General features: G+C 60.8%; 14 protein-coding genes. 8 read left to right on the top strand and 6 right to left on the bottom strand.

Annotated elements, in window-relative coordinates; translation table 11 throughout:
• Positions 1–173 precede the first annotated feature (173 nt).
• Positions 174–1,112 (top strand): cyclase family protein, encoded by a 939-nt coding sequence (locus tag HB680_RS13200; RefSeq protein WP_213939071.1) that lies wholly within the window; start codon positions 174–176, stop codon positions 1,110–1,112.
• 267 nt (positions 1,113–1,379) lie between these two features.
• Positions 1,380–2,315, top strand: a complete 936-nt coding sequence (locus tag HB680_RS13205; protein ID WP_213939072.1) for a LysR family transcriptional regulator — start codon at positions 1,380–1,382, stop codon at positions 2,313–2,315.
• Here HB680_RS13205 and HB680_RS13210 read toward each other — a convergent pair.
• From HB680_RS13210 to HB680_RS13220, 3 genes are all read right to left on the bottom strand, one after another.
• Positions 2,308–3,291 (bottom strand): cyclase family protein, encoded by a 984-nt coding sequence (locus tag HB680_RS13210; RefSeq protein ID WP_213939266.1) that lies wholly within the window; start codon positions 3,289–3,291, stop codon positions 2,308–2,310. The two genes, HB680_RS13205 and HB680_RS13210, sit on opposite strands and share 8 nt — an antisense overlap.
• Positions 3,292–3,433: 142 nt before the next feature.
• On the bottom strand, positions 3,434–3,748 hold the full coding sequence (locus HB680_RS13215) for an NIPSNAP family protein (RefSeq protein WP_213939073.1): 315 nt from the start codon (positions 3,746–3,748) through the stop codon (positions 3,434–3,436).
• Between the two features lie 13 nt (positions 3,749–3,761).
• Positions 3,762–4,928: an iron-containing alcohol dehydrogenase gene (locus tag HB680_RS13220; RefSeq protein ID WP_213939074.1), complete on the bottom strand. Its 1,167-nt coding sequence runs from the start codon at positions 4,926–4,928 to the stop codon at positions 3,762–3,764.
• 1,051 nt (positions 4,929–5,979) lie between these two features.
• Between HB680_RS13220 and HB680_RS13225 the strand changes: the two genes are divergently transcribed.
• The 3 genes from HB680_RS13225 (at position 5,980) to HB680_RS13235 (ending at position 9,455) form a co-directional block, all read left to right on the top strand.
• Entirely contained in the window at positions 5,980–6,762 is a 783-nt protein-coding gene (locus tag HB680_RS13225) for an SDR family oxidoreductase (RefSeq protein WP_213939075.1), read from the top strand.
• Positions 6,763–7,031: 269 nt separating this feature from the next.
• A complete protein-coding gene (locus HB680_RS13230) occupies positions 7,032–8,336 on the top strand; it encodes an MFS transporter (RefSeq protein ID WP_213939076.1) in 1,305 nt (434 codons plus the stop codon).
• Positions 8,337–8,351: 15 nt separating this feature from the next.
• The gene (locus HB680_RS13235; RefSeq protein WP_213939077.1) at positions 8,352–9,455 is read left to right on the top strand and encodes an FAD-dependent oxidoreductase; all 1,104 of its coding nucleotides are present in this window, start codon (positions 8,352–8,354) and stop codon (positions 9,453–9,455) included.
• 206 nt (positions 9,456–9,661) lie between these two features.
• On the opposite strand, the gene HB680_RS13240 is transcribed toward HB680_RS13235, so the two are convergent.
• Positions 9,662–10,579 (bottom strand): LysR substrate-binding domain-containing protein, encoded by a 918-nt coding sequence (locus HB680_RS13240; protein WP_213939078.1) that lies wholly within the window; start codon positions 10,577–10,579, stop codon positions 9,662–9,664.
• Positions 10,580–10,696: 117 nt separating this feature from the next.
• On the opposite strand from HB680_RS13240, the gene HB680_RS13245 reads away from it, so the two are divergent.
• From HB680_RS13245 to HB680_RS13255, 3 genes are read left to right on the top strand one after another with little or no spacing between them, the layout of a single operon-like run.
• The gene (locus tag HB680_RS13245; protein ID WP_213939079.1) at positions 10,697–11,713 is read left to right on the top strand and encodes an aldo/keto reductase; all 1,017 of its coding nucleotides are present in this window, start codon (positions 10,697–10,699) and stop codon (positions 11,711–11,713) included.
• Positions 11,710–12,507, top strand: a complete 798-nt coding sequence (locus tag HB680_RS13250; protein WP_213939080.1) for an SDR family oxidoreductase — start codon at positions 11,710–11,712, stop codon at positions 12,505–12,507. The genes HB680_RS13245 and HB680_RS13250 overlap by 4 nt, the downstream gene beginning before the upstream one ends.
• 28 nt (positions 12,508–12,535) lie before the next feature.
• The gene (locus HB680_RS13255; protein WP_213939081.1) at positions 12,536–12,946 is read left to right on the top strand and encodes an SRPBCC family protein; all 411 of its coding nucleotides are present in this window, start codon (positions 12,536–12,538) and stop codon (positions 12,944–12,946) included.
• 397 nt (positions 12,947–13,343) lie between these two features.
• Here HB680_RS13255 and HB680_RS13260 read toward each other — a convergent pair whose 3' ends face one another.
• Together HB680_RS13260 and HB680_RS13265 are read right to left on the bottom strand one after the other, a co-directional pair.
• Complete coding sequence (locus HB680_RS13260; RefSeq protein ID WP_213939082.1) at positions 13,344–14,738, bottom strand: HAMP domain-containing sensor histidine kinase; 1,395 nt, start codon at positions 14,736–14,738, stop codon at positions 13,344–13,346.
• The gene (locus HB680_RS13265) at positions 14,716–15,399 is read right to left on the bottom strand and encodes a response regulator transcription factor (protein WP_213939083.1); all 684 of its coding nucleotides are present in this window, start codon (positions 15,397–15,399) and stop codon (positions 14,716–14,718) included. The genes HB680_RS13260 and HB680_RS13265 overlap by 23 nt, the downstream gene beginning before the upstream one ends.
• Positions 15,400–15,534 lie beyond the last annotated feature (135 nt).

Here is a 15,534-nt window from a genome sequence, read left to right on the forward strand (position 1 = left end):
TTCCGTTCGTGAGATTTGTGGCCAGCGTCGGCCTCTGTGGGAGCAAGCCGCATCTCTCGCGCCACCTGCGCCACCTGTGCCTATCCAGAACAAATGTATTGCCCATTCCTGTCTGTTTCCCCGCCGACGGGCTGCGTACCTTGGGTTCACCACAACCCAATAAGGACGCCCCCATGCTTAATCGTTTGATACTGCCCTTCACTTTGCTTATTACCTTCAGCGCGGCCCAGGCGGCCGACAGCGAAAAATGGTACCCCTCGAAATACGGCGCCAACGATGAAATCGGTGCGCTCAATCTGCTCAACGCCGACTCGGTGCTCAACGCCGCCAAACTGATCAAGACCGGCAAGACTTACCCGCTGGCCGTTCCGATCGACAAGACCCTTCCGGCCTTCCGCCATCGCAGTTTCAACCTGACCAATGTCCAGCCGGGCGAGGCGGGTGGCACGACCATGGGCCCGAACAAATTCACTTTCAACGATGAACTGGTGGTGGGTTGGACCGGCGTCGGCACCCAGCTCAACGGCATCGGCCATATCGGCATCGACTACGTCTACTACAACGGCAATCGCGCCGCCGATTTCGTCACGGTCGAAGGTGTGAAGAAACTCGGCATCGAGAAGGTCCCGCCGATCGTCACCCGTGGCGTGGTGCTGGACATGACGGCTGTGTACGGCACGCCAATCGTGCCGGAGAAAACCGAATTCACCGTCGCCGATATCCAGAAGGCCCTCGACCTGCAAGGCATCACCATCCAGAAAGGCGACGTGGTGTTGTTCAACACAGGTTGGCTGGAGCTGTTGGGCAAGGACAACAAGAAGTTCCTCGCCGTGGAACCGGGCATCGGCATGGCCGCGGCCAAATGGCTGGTGGACAAGCAGATCGTTGCCTTCGGCGGTGACACCTGGGCGTCGGAAATCTACCCGGCGAAAGACGGTCAGGAGTTCCCGGTCAACCAGTACATGCTGGCCAAAAACGGCATCTACAATCTGGAGCTGATCGACAGCCGCGCCCTGGTCAAAGACAAGGCCTGGGAGTTCATGTTCGTGCTCGGCCAGCCGCTGTACAAGGGCTCGACCCAGGTCAACATCAACCCGGTGGCGATTCACTGATAGCTACTCGTTGCGGGCGGGTCGGGGATGACACAACACATCCCTTGGCCCAATACCCATGTAGCAGCTGGCGAAGCCTGCGTTCGGCTGCGCAGCAGTCGTGAAATTAGTCAGCGCGGTGCTTCAGCTGGACCGCGTTCTCAGGTTTCACGACTGCTTCGCAGCCGAACGCAGGCTTCGCCAGCTGCTACAAGCCGAACGCAGGCTTCGCCAGCTGCTACAAAGTCTGTTTTTTACCTACGCTTTTTTTCCTGGAATGGAGAACACATGGATACGGTGCCTTCCCTCGCCAGCATCGCCTCACGCCTGCGACTCAAACAATTGCGCCTGCTGATCGCTCTGGATGAACGGGGCTCCCTGCACAAGGCCGCCGAGCAGATTTCGATCTCCCAATCCGGCGCCACCAAAGCCCTGCATGAAGTTGAATCGCTGATCGGCATGCCGCTGTTCGAACGCCAGCCCAAAGGCCTGGTGGCCAATGAAATGGGGCGTTGCATGATTCGCTACGCCCGGTTGATCCACAGCGATGTCGAGCATCTGCACGAGGAAATGCTCAGCATCCTGCAAGGGCAGGGCGGGCGGCTTTCGGTAGGGGTCATCATGGGCGCGGTGCCGTTGCTGACCCGGGCCTTGACCGCGTTGCGCCTCAAGCAGCCGGAGCTGTCGGTGGAGCTGGTGGAAAACACCAGTGCCACATTGTTGGGGCTGCTGGATCAGGGGCGGCTGGATCTGGCGATTTGTCGCACCAGCGTTGGCCAGCGTTCGGACGCGTATGACTGCATCGAACTGAGCGAAGAACCCTTGGCAGTGGTCGCCAGCAAGGACCATCCACTGGCGTGTGCCGGGTCTTTGCAGTTGTCGCAACTCAGCGACTACCGTTGGCTGGTCTACCCCAAGGACATGCCGATGCGCCATGCCCTGGAACGTGAACTCAACGAGGCCGGACTGCAAATTCCGCGTTATCCGCTGGAAACCTCGTCGATCTTCGCCACCATTCTGCTGGTGCAGCAAGACCCGACGTTGCTGGCGGTGATCCCGGCGGAAGTTGCCGGGTTCTGCGAGCAACATGATTTGCTGGTGAAGCTGCCGGTGTCGCTGCGTGCGTTGAACGAACCCTACGGCGTGATCAGCCGGGTCGGCGCCGATGTGTCTCCGGCGGCGACCCTGCTGATCAACGAACTGCAGAACGACCTGACTACTTGATCACAATCGGATTCACCGGCGCCCCGGTGCCACCGACGATCTTCAGCGGTGCGGCGGTGTAGAGGAATTTCCATTGGCCGTCGGCGGCGCAATCGCTGGCCAGCTCATCGAGCAGCGCCACTTCGGTAAAGGTCACGCCGAGGTTGCGCATCAAGGCGTTGTGCAGTGGGATCAGCACGCCAGTGGTGGGGTCGACCGCCACTTCGTTGGCCATGGTGTCGGTGACCAGATTGGGGATTTCCATCTGGTGAAACCATTCCACCAATTCACGGCTGAAGGTCAGGCCCGGCTCGGCGAAATCCTTGTAGAACTCTTGCGGTTCGCGCTCGTAGAACGAGCCGATCCAACCGGTGCGGATGATCAGAATGTCGCGTTTCTCGATCTCGATGCCCTGGGCTTTCGCCGCCGCCAACAAGTCCAGATGGCTGAAGGTTTCACCCTTGTCCAGCACCGCTTTGCCGCGATGACGGGCCATGTCGATCAGCACCGCACGCCCGACAATCCCGCGCTCGGCAATCGGCAGGATGCTGGCCTTGTCCATGCTACCGATGGTGCTCATGGCGTCGTAGCCGTTCCACAGTTTGTTGTCGTGCCAGACGTGGCCCAACGCGTCGTACTGGGTCGAGCCTTGCAGGTGCATGAAGATCACATCGTCGGCGTATTCCACATGGCCGTCGAAGTGGGTTTTACCCGCGAGAAAATGCCCCTTGTCCAGCACGTTGACCCGCATCGACGGGCGTCGGCCGGGCCACAGCGGTTCGCCTTTTGGGTGACCGATTTGGACTTGCAGGGTGAAGGTCTTGCCCTGGCGAACCGAAGCGATACCGCGCAGGATCTCGGCGCTTTGCAGGTAATTCAGCGCGCCGACTTCATCGTCCGGACCCCACTTGCCCCAGTTGGTGGGCAGGCCTTCGAGGAGTTTTTTGATGTCAGGAGCGTGGTCGGCGGCGATGTTATTGGTGTTGTGGTCGCACATGAGGTTGTCCTTGGATTTGAACGCCATACCGCCCCTGTAGGAGCTGCCGAAGGCTGCGATCTTTTGACTTTGATTCTAAAAAACAAGATCAACAGATCGCAGCCTTCGGCAGCTCCTACAGGGGGGCGGTGGCGTTTGGGGTTTATTTGATCGGCGAAAAATCCGCCGCGATCAGCAGTTTCGATTCCATTTTCTCCAGCATCGGAAACGCGATCGGCACAAACCCTTCCAGCCAATCCGAATCCTGATACAGCGCTGCACGTTTCTTGATTCGTTCATCCAGGCTCTCGTAGGCCCAGATATGGATCACCTGGTTCAGCTCGCCGATTTCCGTGTACCACCAGCCCACCAGCGTGGCGTAGCGGGAGATCACCGGCAGGCCGTTTTCTTCGAAGTGCTTGAGGTAGGTCTGCATTTTTCCGATCTGGATCGTGTACGTGCGCATTTCGTAAAACATGGGGTTCGTTTCCTCAGGAATGAATGCCGTGGTAGGCGTTGGTGATGATCCGTTCGATGTCGGCGGCGGTGGTCAGGCGCGGGTTGACCAGCACGTTGCCGCTGCGCATCGAGTCGTTGACCATTTGCGGCATGTAGTCGAGGTCCACGCCCAGGTCCTTGATGTTGGCGGGGATGCCGATGGCCCGGTTGAGTGCCATCACGTGCTCCACCACTTTGTAGCCGGCATCGGCGGGGCTCAGGCCGTCGACGTCTTCGCCCATGGCGATGGCAATCTCGCGGAACAGCTCCGGGCAGGCCGCCAGGTTGTATTCGATGACGTAGGGCAACAGCGTCGCGTTGGCGATGCCGTGGGGGATGTTGAATACGCCGCCGAAGGTGTGGGACATCGCATGCACGTTGCCGAGTTTCGACTGGGCAAACGCGACCCCAGCGAGGAATGAAGCGAGCAGCATCTGCTTCCGGGCATGCAGGTCGGAACCGACGAAAAACGCCTTGGGCAGATGCGTGCAAATCATCTTGATCGCTTGCAGGGCCAGGGCCTGGCTGACCGGGTTAGCCTGCTTCGACACGTAGGATTCGATGGCGTGGGTCAAGGCGTCCATGCCGGTGGCGGCGGTGATCGACGGCGGTAGTTTGAGGGTCAGTTCGGCGTCGAGAATCGCCAGTTTCGGAAACAGCGCCGGGCTGATGATCACGGTCTTGAACAGGGTTTTGGTGTTGGTGAACACCGTGGACGCGGTGCATTCGCTGCCAGTGCCGGAGGTGGTCGGGATGGCGAAAATCGGCAGCGGCGGGTGCAGCAGTTTGTCGTAGCCTTCGTAGTCGAGGATGTTGCCGGGGTTGGTGGCCATCGCCGCCACACCTTTGGCGGTGTCGATACTGCTGCCGCCACCGACGCCGATCACTGCATCGCACTCATGGCTTTTGAGAAAGGCCACCGCGCGTTCCAGCACGTCGGTGGTGGGATTCGGTTCGACCCCGGCGAACACTTCGTAGCGGATTTCGCTTTCAGCCAGCGAGGCGAAAAAGCTTTCCATCACCCCGGACGCGATCAGCCCCTGATCGGTGACCACCAGCAGTTTTTTTTGAACATGCGGCTTGAGCAATGCACCGGCCTGACGCACCAGGCCGTTGCCGCTCTTCAAGGTCGTGGGGAAATAAAACTGGAACGGGTTCATGGGTGTCTCCGGTTTCTTATTGGTCTGGAGACAGTAATAAGCGGGGCGGGCGGCTGATAATGAAAAGGTCTGATCCGGTGATGACTGTTTGTCATCACTTGCTGGATGGGAGCTGGTCGGTGAGGATGTGGTGGCTGCAAGATCCACCCCTCACCCCAGCCCTCTCCCCAAGGGGGAGAGGGGGAAAGGGAGCAGATCTTCATGCTGTTCAAACCTGAGTTCGACTCGATATTTCAGGTCGATGTATCTCGACTAAACGACTCGGTCAGTCCCCTCGCCCCCCTGGGGAAAGGGAGCAGATCCTCATGCTATTCAAACCTGAGTTCGACTCGATATTTCAGGTCGATGTATCTGGACCAAACGACTCGGTCAGTTCCCTCGCCCCGCTGGGGAGAGGGGGGAAGGGAGCCGATCTTCATGCTGTTCAAACCTGAGTTCGACTCGATATTTCAGGTCGATGTATCTCGACTAAACGACTCGGTCAGTCCTCTCGCCCCCTGGGGGGAGAGGGGGAAGGGAGCCGATCTTCATGCTGTTCAAACCTGAGTTTGACTCGATATTTCAGGTCGATGTATCTGGACTAAACGACTCGGTCAGTCCTCTCGCCCCCCCTTGGGAGAGGGGGAAAGGGAGTCGATCCTCATGCTGTTCAAACCTGAGTTCGACTCGATATTTCAGGTCGATGTATCTGGACTAAACGACTCGGTCAGTTCCCTCGCCCCGCTGGGGAGAGGGGGGAAGGGAGCCGATCTTCATGCTGTTCAAACCTGAGTTCGACTCGATACTTCAGGTCGATGTATCTCGAATAAACGACTCGGTCAGTTCCCTCGCCCCGCTGGGGAGAGGGGGGAAGGGAGCCGATCTTCATGCTGTTCAAACCTGAGTTCGACTCGATATTTCAGGTCGATGTATCTCGAATAAACGACTCGGTCAGTCCCCTCGCCCCTTTGGGGAGAGGGTTAGGGTGAGGGGTGGTTCTAAAGCCTGGCACATGGCTCGGATACGTCACTCACGCAGTCATTCTCATTTCACAATCAACAGGAGACACATCATGGATTTGGGCATTTCGGGGCGCTGGGCGATTGTCTGCGCCGCCAGCAAAGGCTTGGGATTGGGCTGTGCGCGGGCCTTGGCGAAGGAGGGCGTCAACCTGGTGATCAACGCCCGCGGCGAAGACGCCTTGCAGGTTGCCGCTACAGAATTGCGCAGCCTGGGCGTCGAAGTGCGCACCGTGGCCGGGGACATCAGCGAGCCCGCAGTGCGCGAGCGGGTGCTGGCGGCGTGTCCTCAGGTCGACATCCTGATCAACAACGCCGGTGGCCCGCCACCCGGTGACTTCCGCGACTGGCAGCGCGAGGACTGGCTGAAGGCGCTGGACGCCAACATGCTCACGCCCATTGAGCTGATCAAGGCCTGCGTCGATGGCATGGCCGAGCGCGGCTTCGGGCGCATCGTCAACATCACCTCCGGCGCGGTGAAGGCGCCGATTGACGTGCTGGGCCTGTCCAATGGCGCCCGTAGCGGCCTCACCGGTTTTATCGCCGGGCTCGCGCGTCAGTCGCGGCTGGCCGGGAACAACGTGACGATCAATAACTTGCTGCCCGGTCCGTTCGAAACCGAGCGTTTGCACAAGACGCTGAGCGCTGCGGCTGACGCCAATGGCACCAGCGTCGAGAGCATCAGCGAGCAACGGCGCAAACATGTGCCGGCCCAGCGCTTCGGCCAGCCCGAGGAGTTCGGCGCCTATTGCGCGTTCATCTGCAGCGCCCAGGCTGGCTTCCTCACCGGGCAAAACCTGTTGCTGGATGGCGGCAGCTACCCCGGCACGTTCTGATCTTCGCGGGGGATGACGTTTGGTGATCCCCCAAGCAGATCCCATCATTATTCACTTGGAGGGCGCCTGATTAGAGTGGGGCTGCTTGCCGATGTCCGTCAGTCACCGTAATCCCTGTGGGAGCGGGCTTGCTCGCGAATGCGGTGTGTCAGTTCATGCAGATGTTGCCTGACACGACGCCTTCGCGAGCAAGCCCGCTCCCACAGGGGTTGTGTGTTAGTTGACAGGCATTGGGCCGCTTGCATCCACAAAAATAAAGAGCGCCCCTCATGAACAATCCGAGTGCCGAAACCCTTTCCCTGGCCGCCGCCGAGCGTCCCACCAGCGTGCGCTGGCGAATCTTCCTGATCATGTTGCTGCTGACCGCAATCAACTATATCGACCGCGCTTCGTTGTCGGTGGCCTTACCGTTGATTTCCAGCGAATTCCAGATCCCGCCAGCGCTGGAGGGCTTGATGCTCAGCGCGTTTTTCTGGTCCTACGCGTTGATGCAGATTCCCGGCGGCATGCTGCTGGATCGCTTCCAGACCCGGCGTGTGATCGTCATCGCAACAGTGGCGTGGGGCGCATTCCAGGCCTTGGCCGCTGGCGCGCATAACTGGATCATTCTGCTGATCACGCGCATGGGTCTGGGCATCGCCGAATCGCCGATCATGCCCGCCGGCGCCAAGCTCAACGGCGCCTGGCTGACCCCCAACGAACGCGGGCGCGGCGCGGTGCTGGTGGATGGCGGCGCCCCATTGGGCAGCGCGTTTGGCGCGATCATCATCGCGGGCCTGATCGGCTGGTTCGACTCGTGGCGCATTGCGTTTGTGATCGCCGGGGTCGGCACCATGCTCGCCGGTGTGCTGGCCTGGAAATACATCCGCAACCACCCCAGCGAACACCCCGGCGTCAACGCCGCGGAACTGGCGCACATCACCGAAGGCAATCGCAAGACCAGCCAACCCGGCGCGGTGACCAGCATCGCTCTGAAAGAACTGCTCAAGGACCGCTCGGTGTTGGCGATGTTCGCCGGTTACTGCTGCATCCTCAGTGTGTTCTACGGCTTGCTGACCTGGATGCCCAGTTACTTGCACCAGACCCACGGTCTGAACATTTCGAGCATGGGCGGCGCGACGTTCCTGATCTTCATGTGCGGCTTCGTCGGCGAACTGGTGGGCGGTTATCTCGGCGACAAGTGGAAATCCAGCGGCGCCTCACCGAACCTGGTGATGCGCAGCATGTTCAGCGGTTCGGCGCTGGTGGCGGCGCTGTGCATGCTGGCGGTGGCCTATGCCAACGAGGCGAGCAAAGCGATCGGCCTGCTGTGTGTGGCGATGTTTTTCATCCGCTGGTGCGGCATGTACTGGTGCATTCCGTCGATCCTCGGCGGTACCTCGAAAACCGGTGTGCTGGCCGGCACCATGAACTTCTGCGGCAATATGGCCGGGGTGATCGTGCCGATCCTGATCGGCTTGATCGTACAGTTCACCGGTTCGTACTTCCTGGTGCTGATCTTCTTCGTGGTCATGGCGCTGCTGCTGGCGATTTTCTCCAGCCTGATCGATTATCGGGAACGGGGTCTGGCTTGAATGAGCGGAGGGCAGGTGAGCATCGATATTGAATGCGTGGTGGTCGGGGCCGGCGTGGTCGGTCTGGCGGTGGCTCGGGCCTTGGCCTTGAGTGGGCGCGACGTGATTGTGGTCGAGGCTGGCGAGGGGATTGGCGTGGGCATCAGTTCGCGTAATTCCGAGGTGATCCATGCGGGGATTTATTACCCGAGTGGCAGCCTCAAGGCGCAGCTGTGTGTCGAAGGCAAGCAGCGCTTGTATGCCTTTTGCGATGAGCGCGGGGTGGATTATCAGCGGCTGGGCAAGTTGATTGTGGCCACCGATGATGATCAGGTCGTGGCGCTGCAACGGTTGTTGGCGCAAGGTTTGCGCAATGGCGTCGATGATCTGCAATGGCTCGACGCCGAGCAGGCGCGGGCGCTTGAACCGGCGTTGTCCTGCGTTGCCGCGCTTAGGTCGCCGTCCACCGGCATTGTCGATTCCCATGGGTTGATGCTGGCGTTGCAAGCGGACGCCGAGGCCTCGGGCGCGTCGGTCGCGTTTCATACGCCGTTGCTGGCGGCCCGCTGTATCGAGCAAGGTTTCGAGCTGCAAATGGGTGGCGCGCAACCGATGACGCTGAGCTGCCGCGAGTTGATCAATTGCGCCGGGTTGTCTGCGCCTGAGGTCGCTAGCCGGATCAGCGGCTTGCCACAGCAGCACGTTCCCAAAGCGCGATTGTGCAAGGGCAGTTACTTCAGTTTCAGCGGTCGTGCGCCGTTTCGGCACCTGGTTTACCCCGCGCCGGAAAGTGCCGGGTTGGGTGTGCACATGACCCTGGATCTGGGCGGACAGGCGCGGTTTGGGCCGGATGTGGAGTGGATCGACAACATCGACTACCGCGTCGATCCGCGTCGGGCGGAGGGTTTTTATCAGGCAATCCGCCGCTACTGGCCAGGATTGCCGGATGACAGCCTGCAACCGGCCTACAGCGGCATTCGACCGAAGATCACCGGTCCCACAGAACCGGCCGCTGACTTCATCATCAGCGGCCCGGCGCAGCATGGTGTGCCGGGGTTGGTGAACCTGTTTGGCATCGAATCCCCGGGTTTGACCAGTTGCCTGGCGTTGGCGGAGCGGGTAATCACCGAGATCCACTAAACACCGCAATCCCCCTTTGGGAGCTGGCTTGCTCGCGAAAGCGGTGTGTCAGTTCACGCAGATGTTGCCTGAGTCGACGCCTTCGCGAGCAAGCCCGCTCCCACATGGGTTTGGTGTTGTTCGCAAGATGTGCGGACGGCGCAGGTCTCTTGTGGGAGCGGGCTTGCTCGCGAAGAGGCCGGCTCATTCAGCAGAGATGTCGACTGTCAGACTGCTTTCGCGAGCAAGCCCGCTCCCATAGGTTCTGTCAGGACTTTCCTGAATGTTTCCACCAACGGCCTCAAATTAATCCGGTGCCACGCCGCCCACAACGGCGTGGTAAACGAGATCCACGGTACCTCCCGCAACACCACACCGGGCGGGGCATTGCGGCTCAAACCTTTCTGGATCATCGCAATCCCCAACCCCGACGCCACCAGCCCCAGCGCGGTAAACGGTTCCGTGGCCTCCATGCGAATGTCCGGCGTAAACCCGGCGCGAATGCAGGCGCTGACAAAGTCTTCGCGGCTGGCGCAGTTCTGCCGGTGTTGCACGCCGATCCATTCCTGATCCGCCAGGTCTGCCGGGCCCAACGTGGCCTGATGGGCCAATGGATGGTGCTCGGGCAAGGCCAGCAGCATCGGGTCGTCCAGCACCTGAAAACCCAACAAGTCCGGGTCATCGGCGACGGGTGGCTCACTCACCAGGGCAATATCCAGACTACGCTGGCGCAGGCCTTCCAATTGTTCGGCGGAGCTGAGGTTGTACAGCGCGACGTGCACATTCGGCCGGTCCGCGCGCAACATGCGCAGGGCATTCGGCAACACGCCAGCATGCATGGCGTTTTCGATGTAGCCGATGCACAACCCGCCTTCTTCGCCACGACCGAGGCGCTTGCCCAGGGATTCCAGGCGATTGGCGTGGGTCAACAGGGCGCGGGTTTCGGCCAGGAAGGTCTGGCCGTCGCGGGTCAGGCGGATGCGTTGCTGGCTGCGTTCGAACAGGGTCAGGCCCAGGCGTTCTTCGAGCTGGGCGATCTGCCGGCTCAGGGGCGACTGGGAAATGTGCAGGCGTTCGGCGGCGCGACCGACGTGTTCTTCCTCGGCGACGGCGACGAAGTAGCGCAATTGGCGGATGTCGATCATGTCAGACCTCTTGGGACTCAAGTGCTGCGTATTATGTCTTGGACGGTCCGACCGCTGCAATCTACGATCGGCTCAACGGTCACCAAAGCTGACCTCGACACTCAAGAGGAATCACCCATGAGCTTGAAAGACAAACTGCCCGGCACCCTGGGTTTCGGCACCGCCCCATTGGGCAACATGTTCCGCGCCATCCCGGAAGAAGAGGCGATGGCCACCGTGCACGCCGCCTGGGATGCCGGCGTGCGGTACTTCGACACTGCGCCGTTCTACGGTTCTGGTCTGTCGGAAATTCGCCTCGGCACCGCATTGGCCCAGTACAACCGCGACGACTACGTGCTTAGCAGCAAGGTCGGCCGGGTGATCCTCGATGAAATCGAAGACACCGCCGCCCGTGACCTCGGCGAGAAGGCTGGCGTGTTTGAACACGGTCGCCCGAACAAAATCGTCAACGACTACAGCGCCGACGCGACCATGCGTTCGATCGAGGACAGCCTCAAGCGCTTGCAAACCGATCGCCTGGACATCGTCTGGATCCACGACATCGCCCAGGATTTCTACGGCGATCAATGGCTGGAATACTTCAACCAGGCCCGCACCGGCGCGTTCAAAGTGCTGACCCGTTTGCGCGAAGAAGGCGTGATCAAGGGCTGGGGCCTGGGCGTTAACAAAGTTGAGCCGTGCGAACTGACCCTGGACCTGACCGAAGCCCAGCCGGATGGTTTCCTGTTGGCCGGTCGCTACACGCTGCTGGACCATGATCGCGCCTTGCAGCGTTTGATGGAGTCGGCTTTGGCGCAGAACGTTGAAATCGTGGTCGGCGGTCCTTACAGCTCGGGCATCCTGGCGGGCGGCACGCACTTCGAATACCAGAAGGCGAGCCCGGCGATCGTCAACAAGGTCGAGCAGATCAAGCGGATTGCGGCGGCTCACGGCGTCAGCATCAAAGCGGCGGCGTTGCAGTTCTCCCTGGCCAACCCGGCGGTGGCGGCGGTGATTCCGGGTTCGAGCCGTCCTGATCGCATCGCTGAAGATGTGGCAGCGTTGAATGAGGTGATTCCTGCGGCGTTCTGGCAGGCAATGCGTGACTCGAAACTGATCTCTGAACGGGCTCCATTGCCGGGAGGTGTGGCATGAAAATCGACCTGACTGGAAAACTTGCCATCGTCAGCGGCAGCACCGCCGGCATTGGCCTGGGCATCAGCAAGGCGCTGGCCGAGTCCGGCGCCACGGTGGTGGTGATCGGCCGCGACTCGGCCAAGGTAGAACAGGCGTTGGCGAGCATTCGTGAACAGGTGCCGGGCGCGCAACTGCGTGGCCTGACCGCCGACCTCGGCACTGCGCAAGGCGCCGAGCAATTGTTCGCTGCCGAGCCCCGGGCGGACATCCTGGTAAACAACCTCGGGATCTTCAACGAGGTGGATTTCTTCGATGCGCCGGACAGTGAGTGGACGCGCTTCTATGAAGTCAACGTGATCTCCGGCGTGCGCCTGGCCCGGCACTACACGCCTGAGATGGTCAAGAACGGCTGGGGTCGGGTGATCTTCCTGTCCTCGGAATCCGGGGTGGCGATCCCGGCCGACATGATCAACTATGGCGTGACCAAAAGCGCCAACCTGGCGGTGTCCCACGGTTTGGCCAAACGGCTGGCTGGCACCGGGGTGACGGTCAACGCGATCCTGCCTGGCCCGACCTTCACCGACGGCCTGGAACAGATGCTCAAGGACGCCACTGCCCAGTCAGGCCGCAGCGCCCGGGAAGAAGCCGACGCCTTCGTGCGCAAGGCCCGCCCGAGCTCGATCATCCAGCGCGTGGCCGACGTCGAAGAAGTCGCCAACCTGGTCGCCTACATCGCCTCGCCACTGTCCTCGGCCACCACCGGCGCGGCGTTGCGCGTGGATGGCGGCGTCGTCGACAGCATGGCAATCTGAACCTGAATTCATAGAGAGACACTCATTTATGGCAACTGCATCAGCGACTATCGATATTCCGGCTTCGGCCGACCAGGTCTGGCAATTGATCGGCGGCTTCGACTCGCTGCCGGACTGGCTGCCGTTTATTGTGAAAAGCGAACTGAGCGAAGGCGGGCGCGTGCGCAGCCTGCAAACGGCGGATGGCGCGGGGGTGATCGAGCGTCTGCAAGCGTTCGACAACGCAGGCAAAACCTACAGCTACTCGATCGAGCAGGCGCCGTTCCCGGCCACCGATTACCTGGCGACCTTGCGCGTAGAAGTCCAAGGGCAGGGCGCGCGGGTGACCTGGTCTGGTCGGTTTACGGCCAAAGGCGTGACTGAAGAAGAAGTGGAAGCGCTGTTCGACGGGATCTACAAGGGCGGCCTCGAAGCCCTCCGCGCCAACTACCCGGCCTAAGCCCCACCACAATCCCTGTAGGAGCAGAGCTTGCTCGCGAATGCTGACTGTCAGTCAGCAATGATGTCGACTGACACACCGCTTTCGCGAGCAAGCCCGCTCCCACATGGATCAGCGCCCAACACAGATTCCGAGTTCACTGAAAATCCCCTGTGGGAGCGAGCCCACTCGCGAATGCGGAGTATCAGTCAACCTCAACGTCGACTGACACGCTGCTTTCGCGAGCAAGCTTTGCTCCTACAGGGGTTGGTGGTGAGCACAGATTTTGTATTCGCCGTAGATCCCCTGTGGGAGCGGGCTTGCTCGCGAATGTGGACTGTCAGCCAATATCATTGCCGACTGACACACCGTCTTCGCGAGCAAGCTCGCTCCCTCAGGCGGATCTTCATTGTGTCTGTCAGGTCTGTGGGATCAGGCTCTGCCGACAATCCAGCGCCAACCGCGCGCCGCCGCTGTCGCTGGTGCCGACTTCCAGGGTGAAGCCGTGCAGGCTGACAATCGCCGCGACGATCGACAGCCCCAGGCCAAACCCGCTCTGCTGATTGCCACCCTCGGCCCGATAAAAGCGCTGGAACACGGCTTCACGTTCAGACGGCGGGATGCCTGGCCCGGAGTCGAGCACTTCGATCCGCGTATGCCCGCCCTGATTGATCCCGCGCAAAATCACCTGGCCACCGGGCGGGGTGAATTTGATCGAGTTGCTGAGCAGGTTGGCAATGGCTTCGAACAACAGCGCCCGGTCGCCATTCAGTGAAGGTAAAACCGCGGGCAGTTCCAGCGAGAAAGTCAGTTCGCCTTCTTCCGCCAATGGTAGATAAAAGTCATGCAGTTCCCGCAGCAAGGGCACTGGGTCGAGCTGCACAAACCCGGAACGCCGCTGACGATCCTCCAGTTCGGAAATCCGCAGCAACCCGCGAAACCGTGCCATCAACGTATCTGCTTCGGCCAGCACTGAATCGAGTTGCTGCACCAGAGGCGAGCTCTCGTCGGCCTGTTGCTGAATCCTATAGAGCTGCGCCCGCAGGCGGGTCAGCGGCGTGCGCAGGTCGTGGGCGATGTTGTCGCACACACCTTTGACTTCGTTCATCAAGCGCTCGATGCGTTCGAGCATGGCGTTGACGATCGCGGCGAGCATGTCCAGTTCGTCGCGACGGTTGGACAGGGGCAGGCGATGGGTCAGGTCACCGGCGACGATGGCTTCGGCGCTGGCCTGGATCGCACGGATACGCCGCAGCGGGCGGCGGCGCAACAGATGCCAACCGGCGATGCCGGGGAGAATGGTCAGGGACACCCCCCAGAACAGCGCGTGAAGGATGATCTGAGTCACGGCAAACAACGAACCGTTGTCCCGCACCAGCACCAGCCAGCGACCGTCGAGGGTCGGGGTGGCCACGGCGTCGCAACTGTCGGCGGGCAGGGTCGGGTCGTCGGATTCGGCGCAGTTGGCAAGCATGTGAATGCGCGCATCCAGCGGCAAGTCCGCCGGGATTTCCCGCAGGGCGCCGCTGAGGTAGCGATGTTGGGCGTCGAACAGTCCATAGGCGTCGATACCGCGGATGTCAAAGGTCATGCTGGCGGCGAGGGCATCCACCAGTTGCTCACCCTGAAAGCGCGAGAACAGGTGTTGGCGCTGCATCAACGAGTGCTTGGCCAAATTGTCCAGGTAGCCGGACACCTCGTAATACATGACCCCCATCAGGATCCCGCTCCAGGCCACGAACAGTGAACTGTAGAGCGCCAGCAAGCGGCTGCTGGAAGAGCGCCAGCCTTTAGAGGGGTTCAGCAATGACATACCCCGAGCCTCGCACAGTCCGGATCAACGGGACGTTGCCCGGTGGGTCGATCTTCTTGCGCAGGCGGCCGATGTGCACGTCGATCAGGTTGGTGCCGGGGTCGAAGTGATAACCCCAGACCTCTTCGAAAATCATCATTCGCGACAGAATCTGTCCGGTGTTGCGCATCAGGAATTCCAGCAATTTGTATTCGGTGGGCAGCAGGGTCAGCAATTCACCACTGCGGCTGGCTTCGTGGCTGATCAGGTTCAGTTCCAGATCCGCCACCCGCAGCGTAGTGGCTTGGGCGCTGACGGTGTTCTGCCGACGCAGCAACACTTCCACCCGCGCGGCCATTTCATCGGTGGCGAACGGTTTGGTCAGGTAATCGTCACCGCCGGCACGCAGGCCCCGCACGCGCTCGTCGACGTCGGAGAGGGCACTGATCATCAGGATCGGCGTGACCACGCCCATGGTCCGCAGCGTGGTGACGATGGCCAGTCCATCGAGTTCCGGCAGCATGCGATCGAGGGTGATCAGGTCGTAGTCCCCACTGACCGCGCGCGCCAAGCCTTCGCGGCCATTGTCCACCCAATCCACGTCCAGACCGTGGCTACTCAATTCAGCCACGATCTCCCGGGCGGTCACGGCGTCGTCTTCGATGGTCAAGATGCGGGTCATAGGGCGGGCCTGCTATTCAGTTCGTTACAGAATGAGGGCATTTTGCCAAGAAATGCGCGCGGGTTATTAAATTAACTTTCATGTTGGTTGAGGAACCTTGCGTATGCGGCGTTTGTTTGCGTGTAAGGTTGATAT

Origin of the sequence: Pseudomonas sp. dw_612 (genome assembly GCF_018449725.1) — a bacterium.
Taxonomy (GTDB): Bacteria; Pseudomonadota; Gammaproteobacteria; order Pseudomonadales; family Pseudomonadaceae; genus Aquipseudomonas.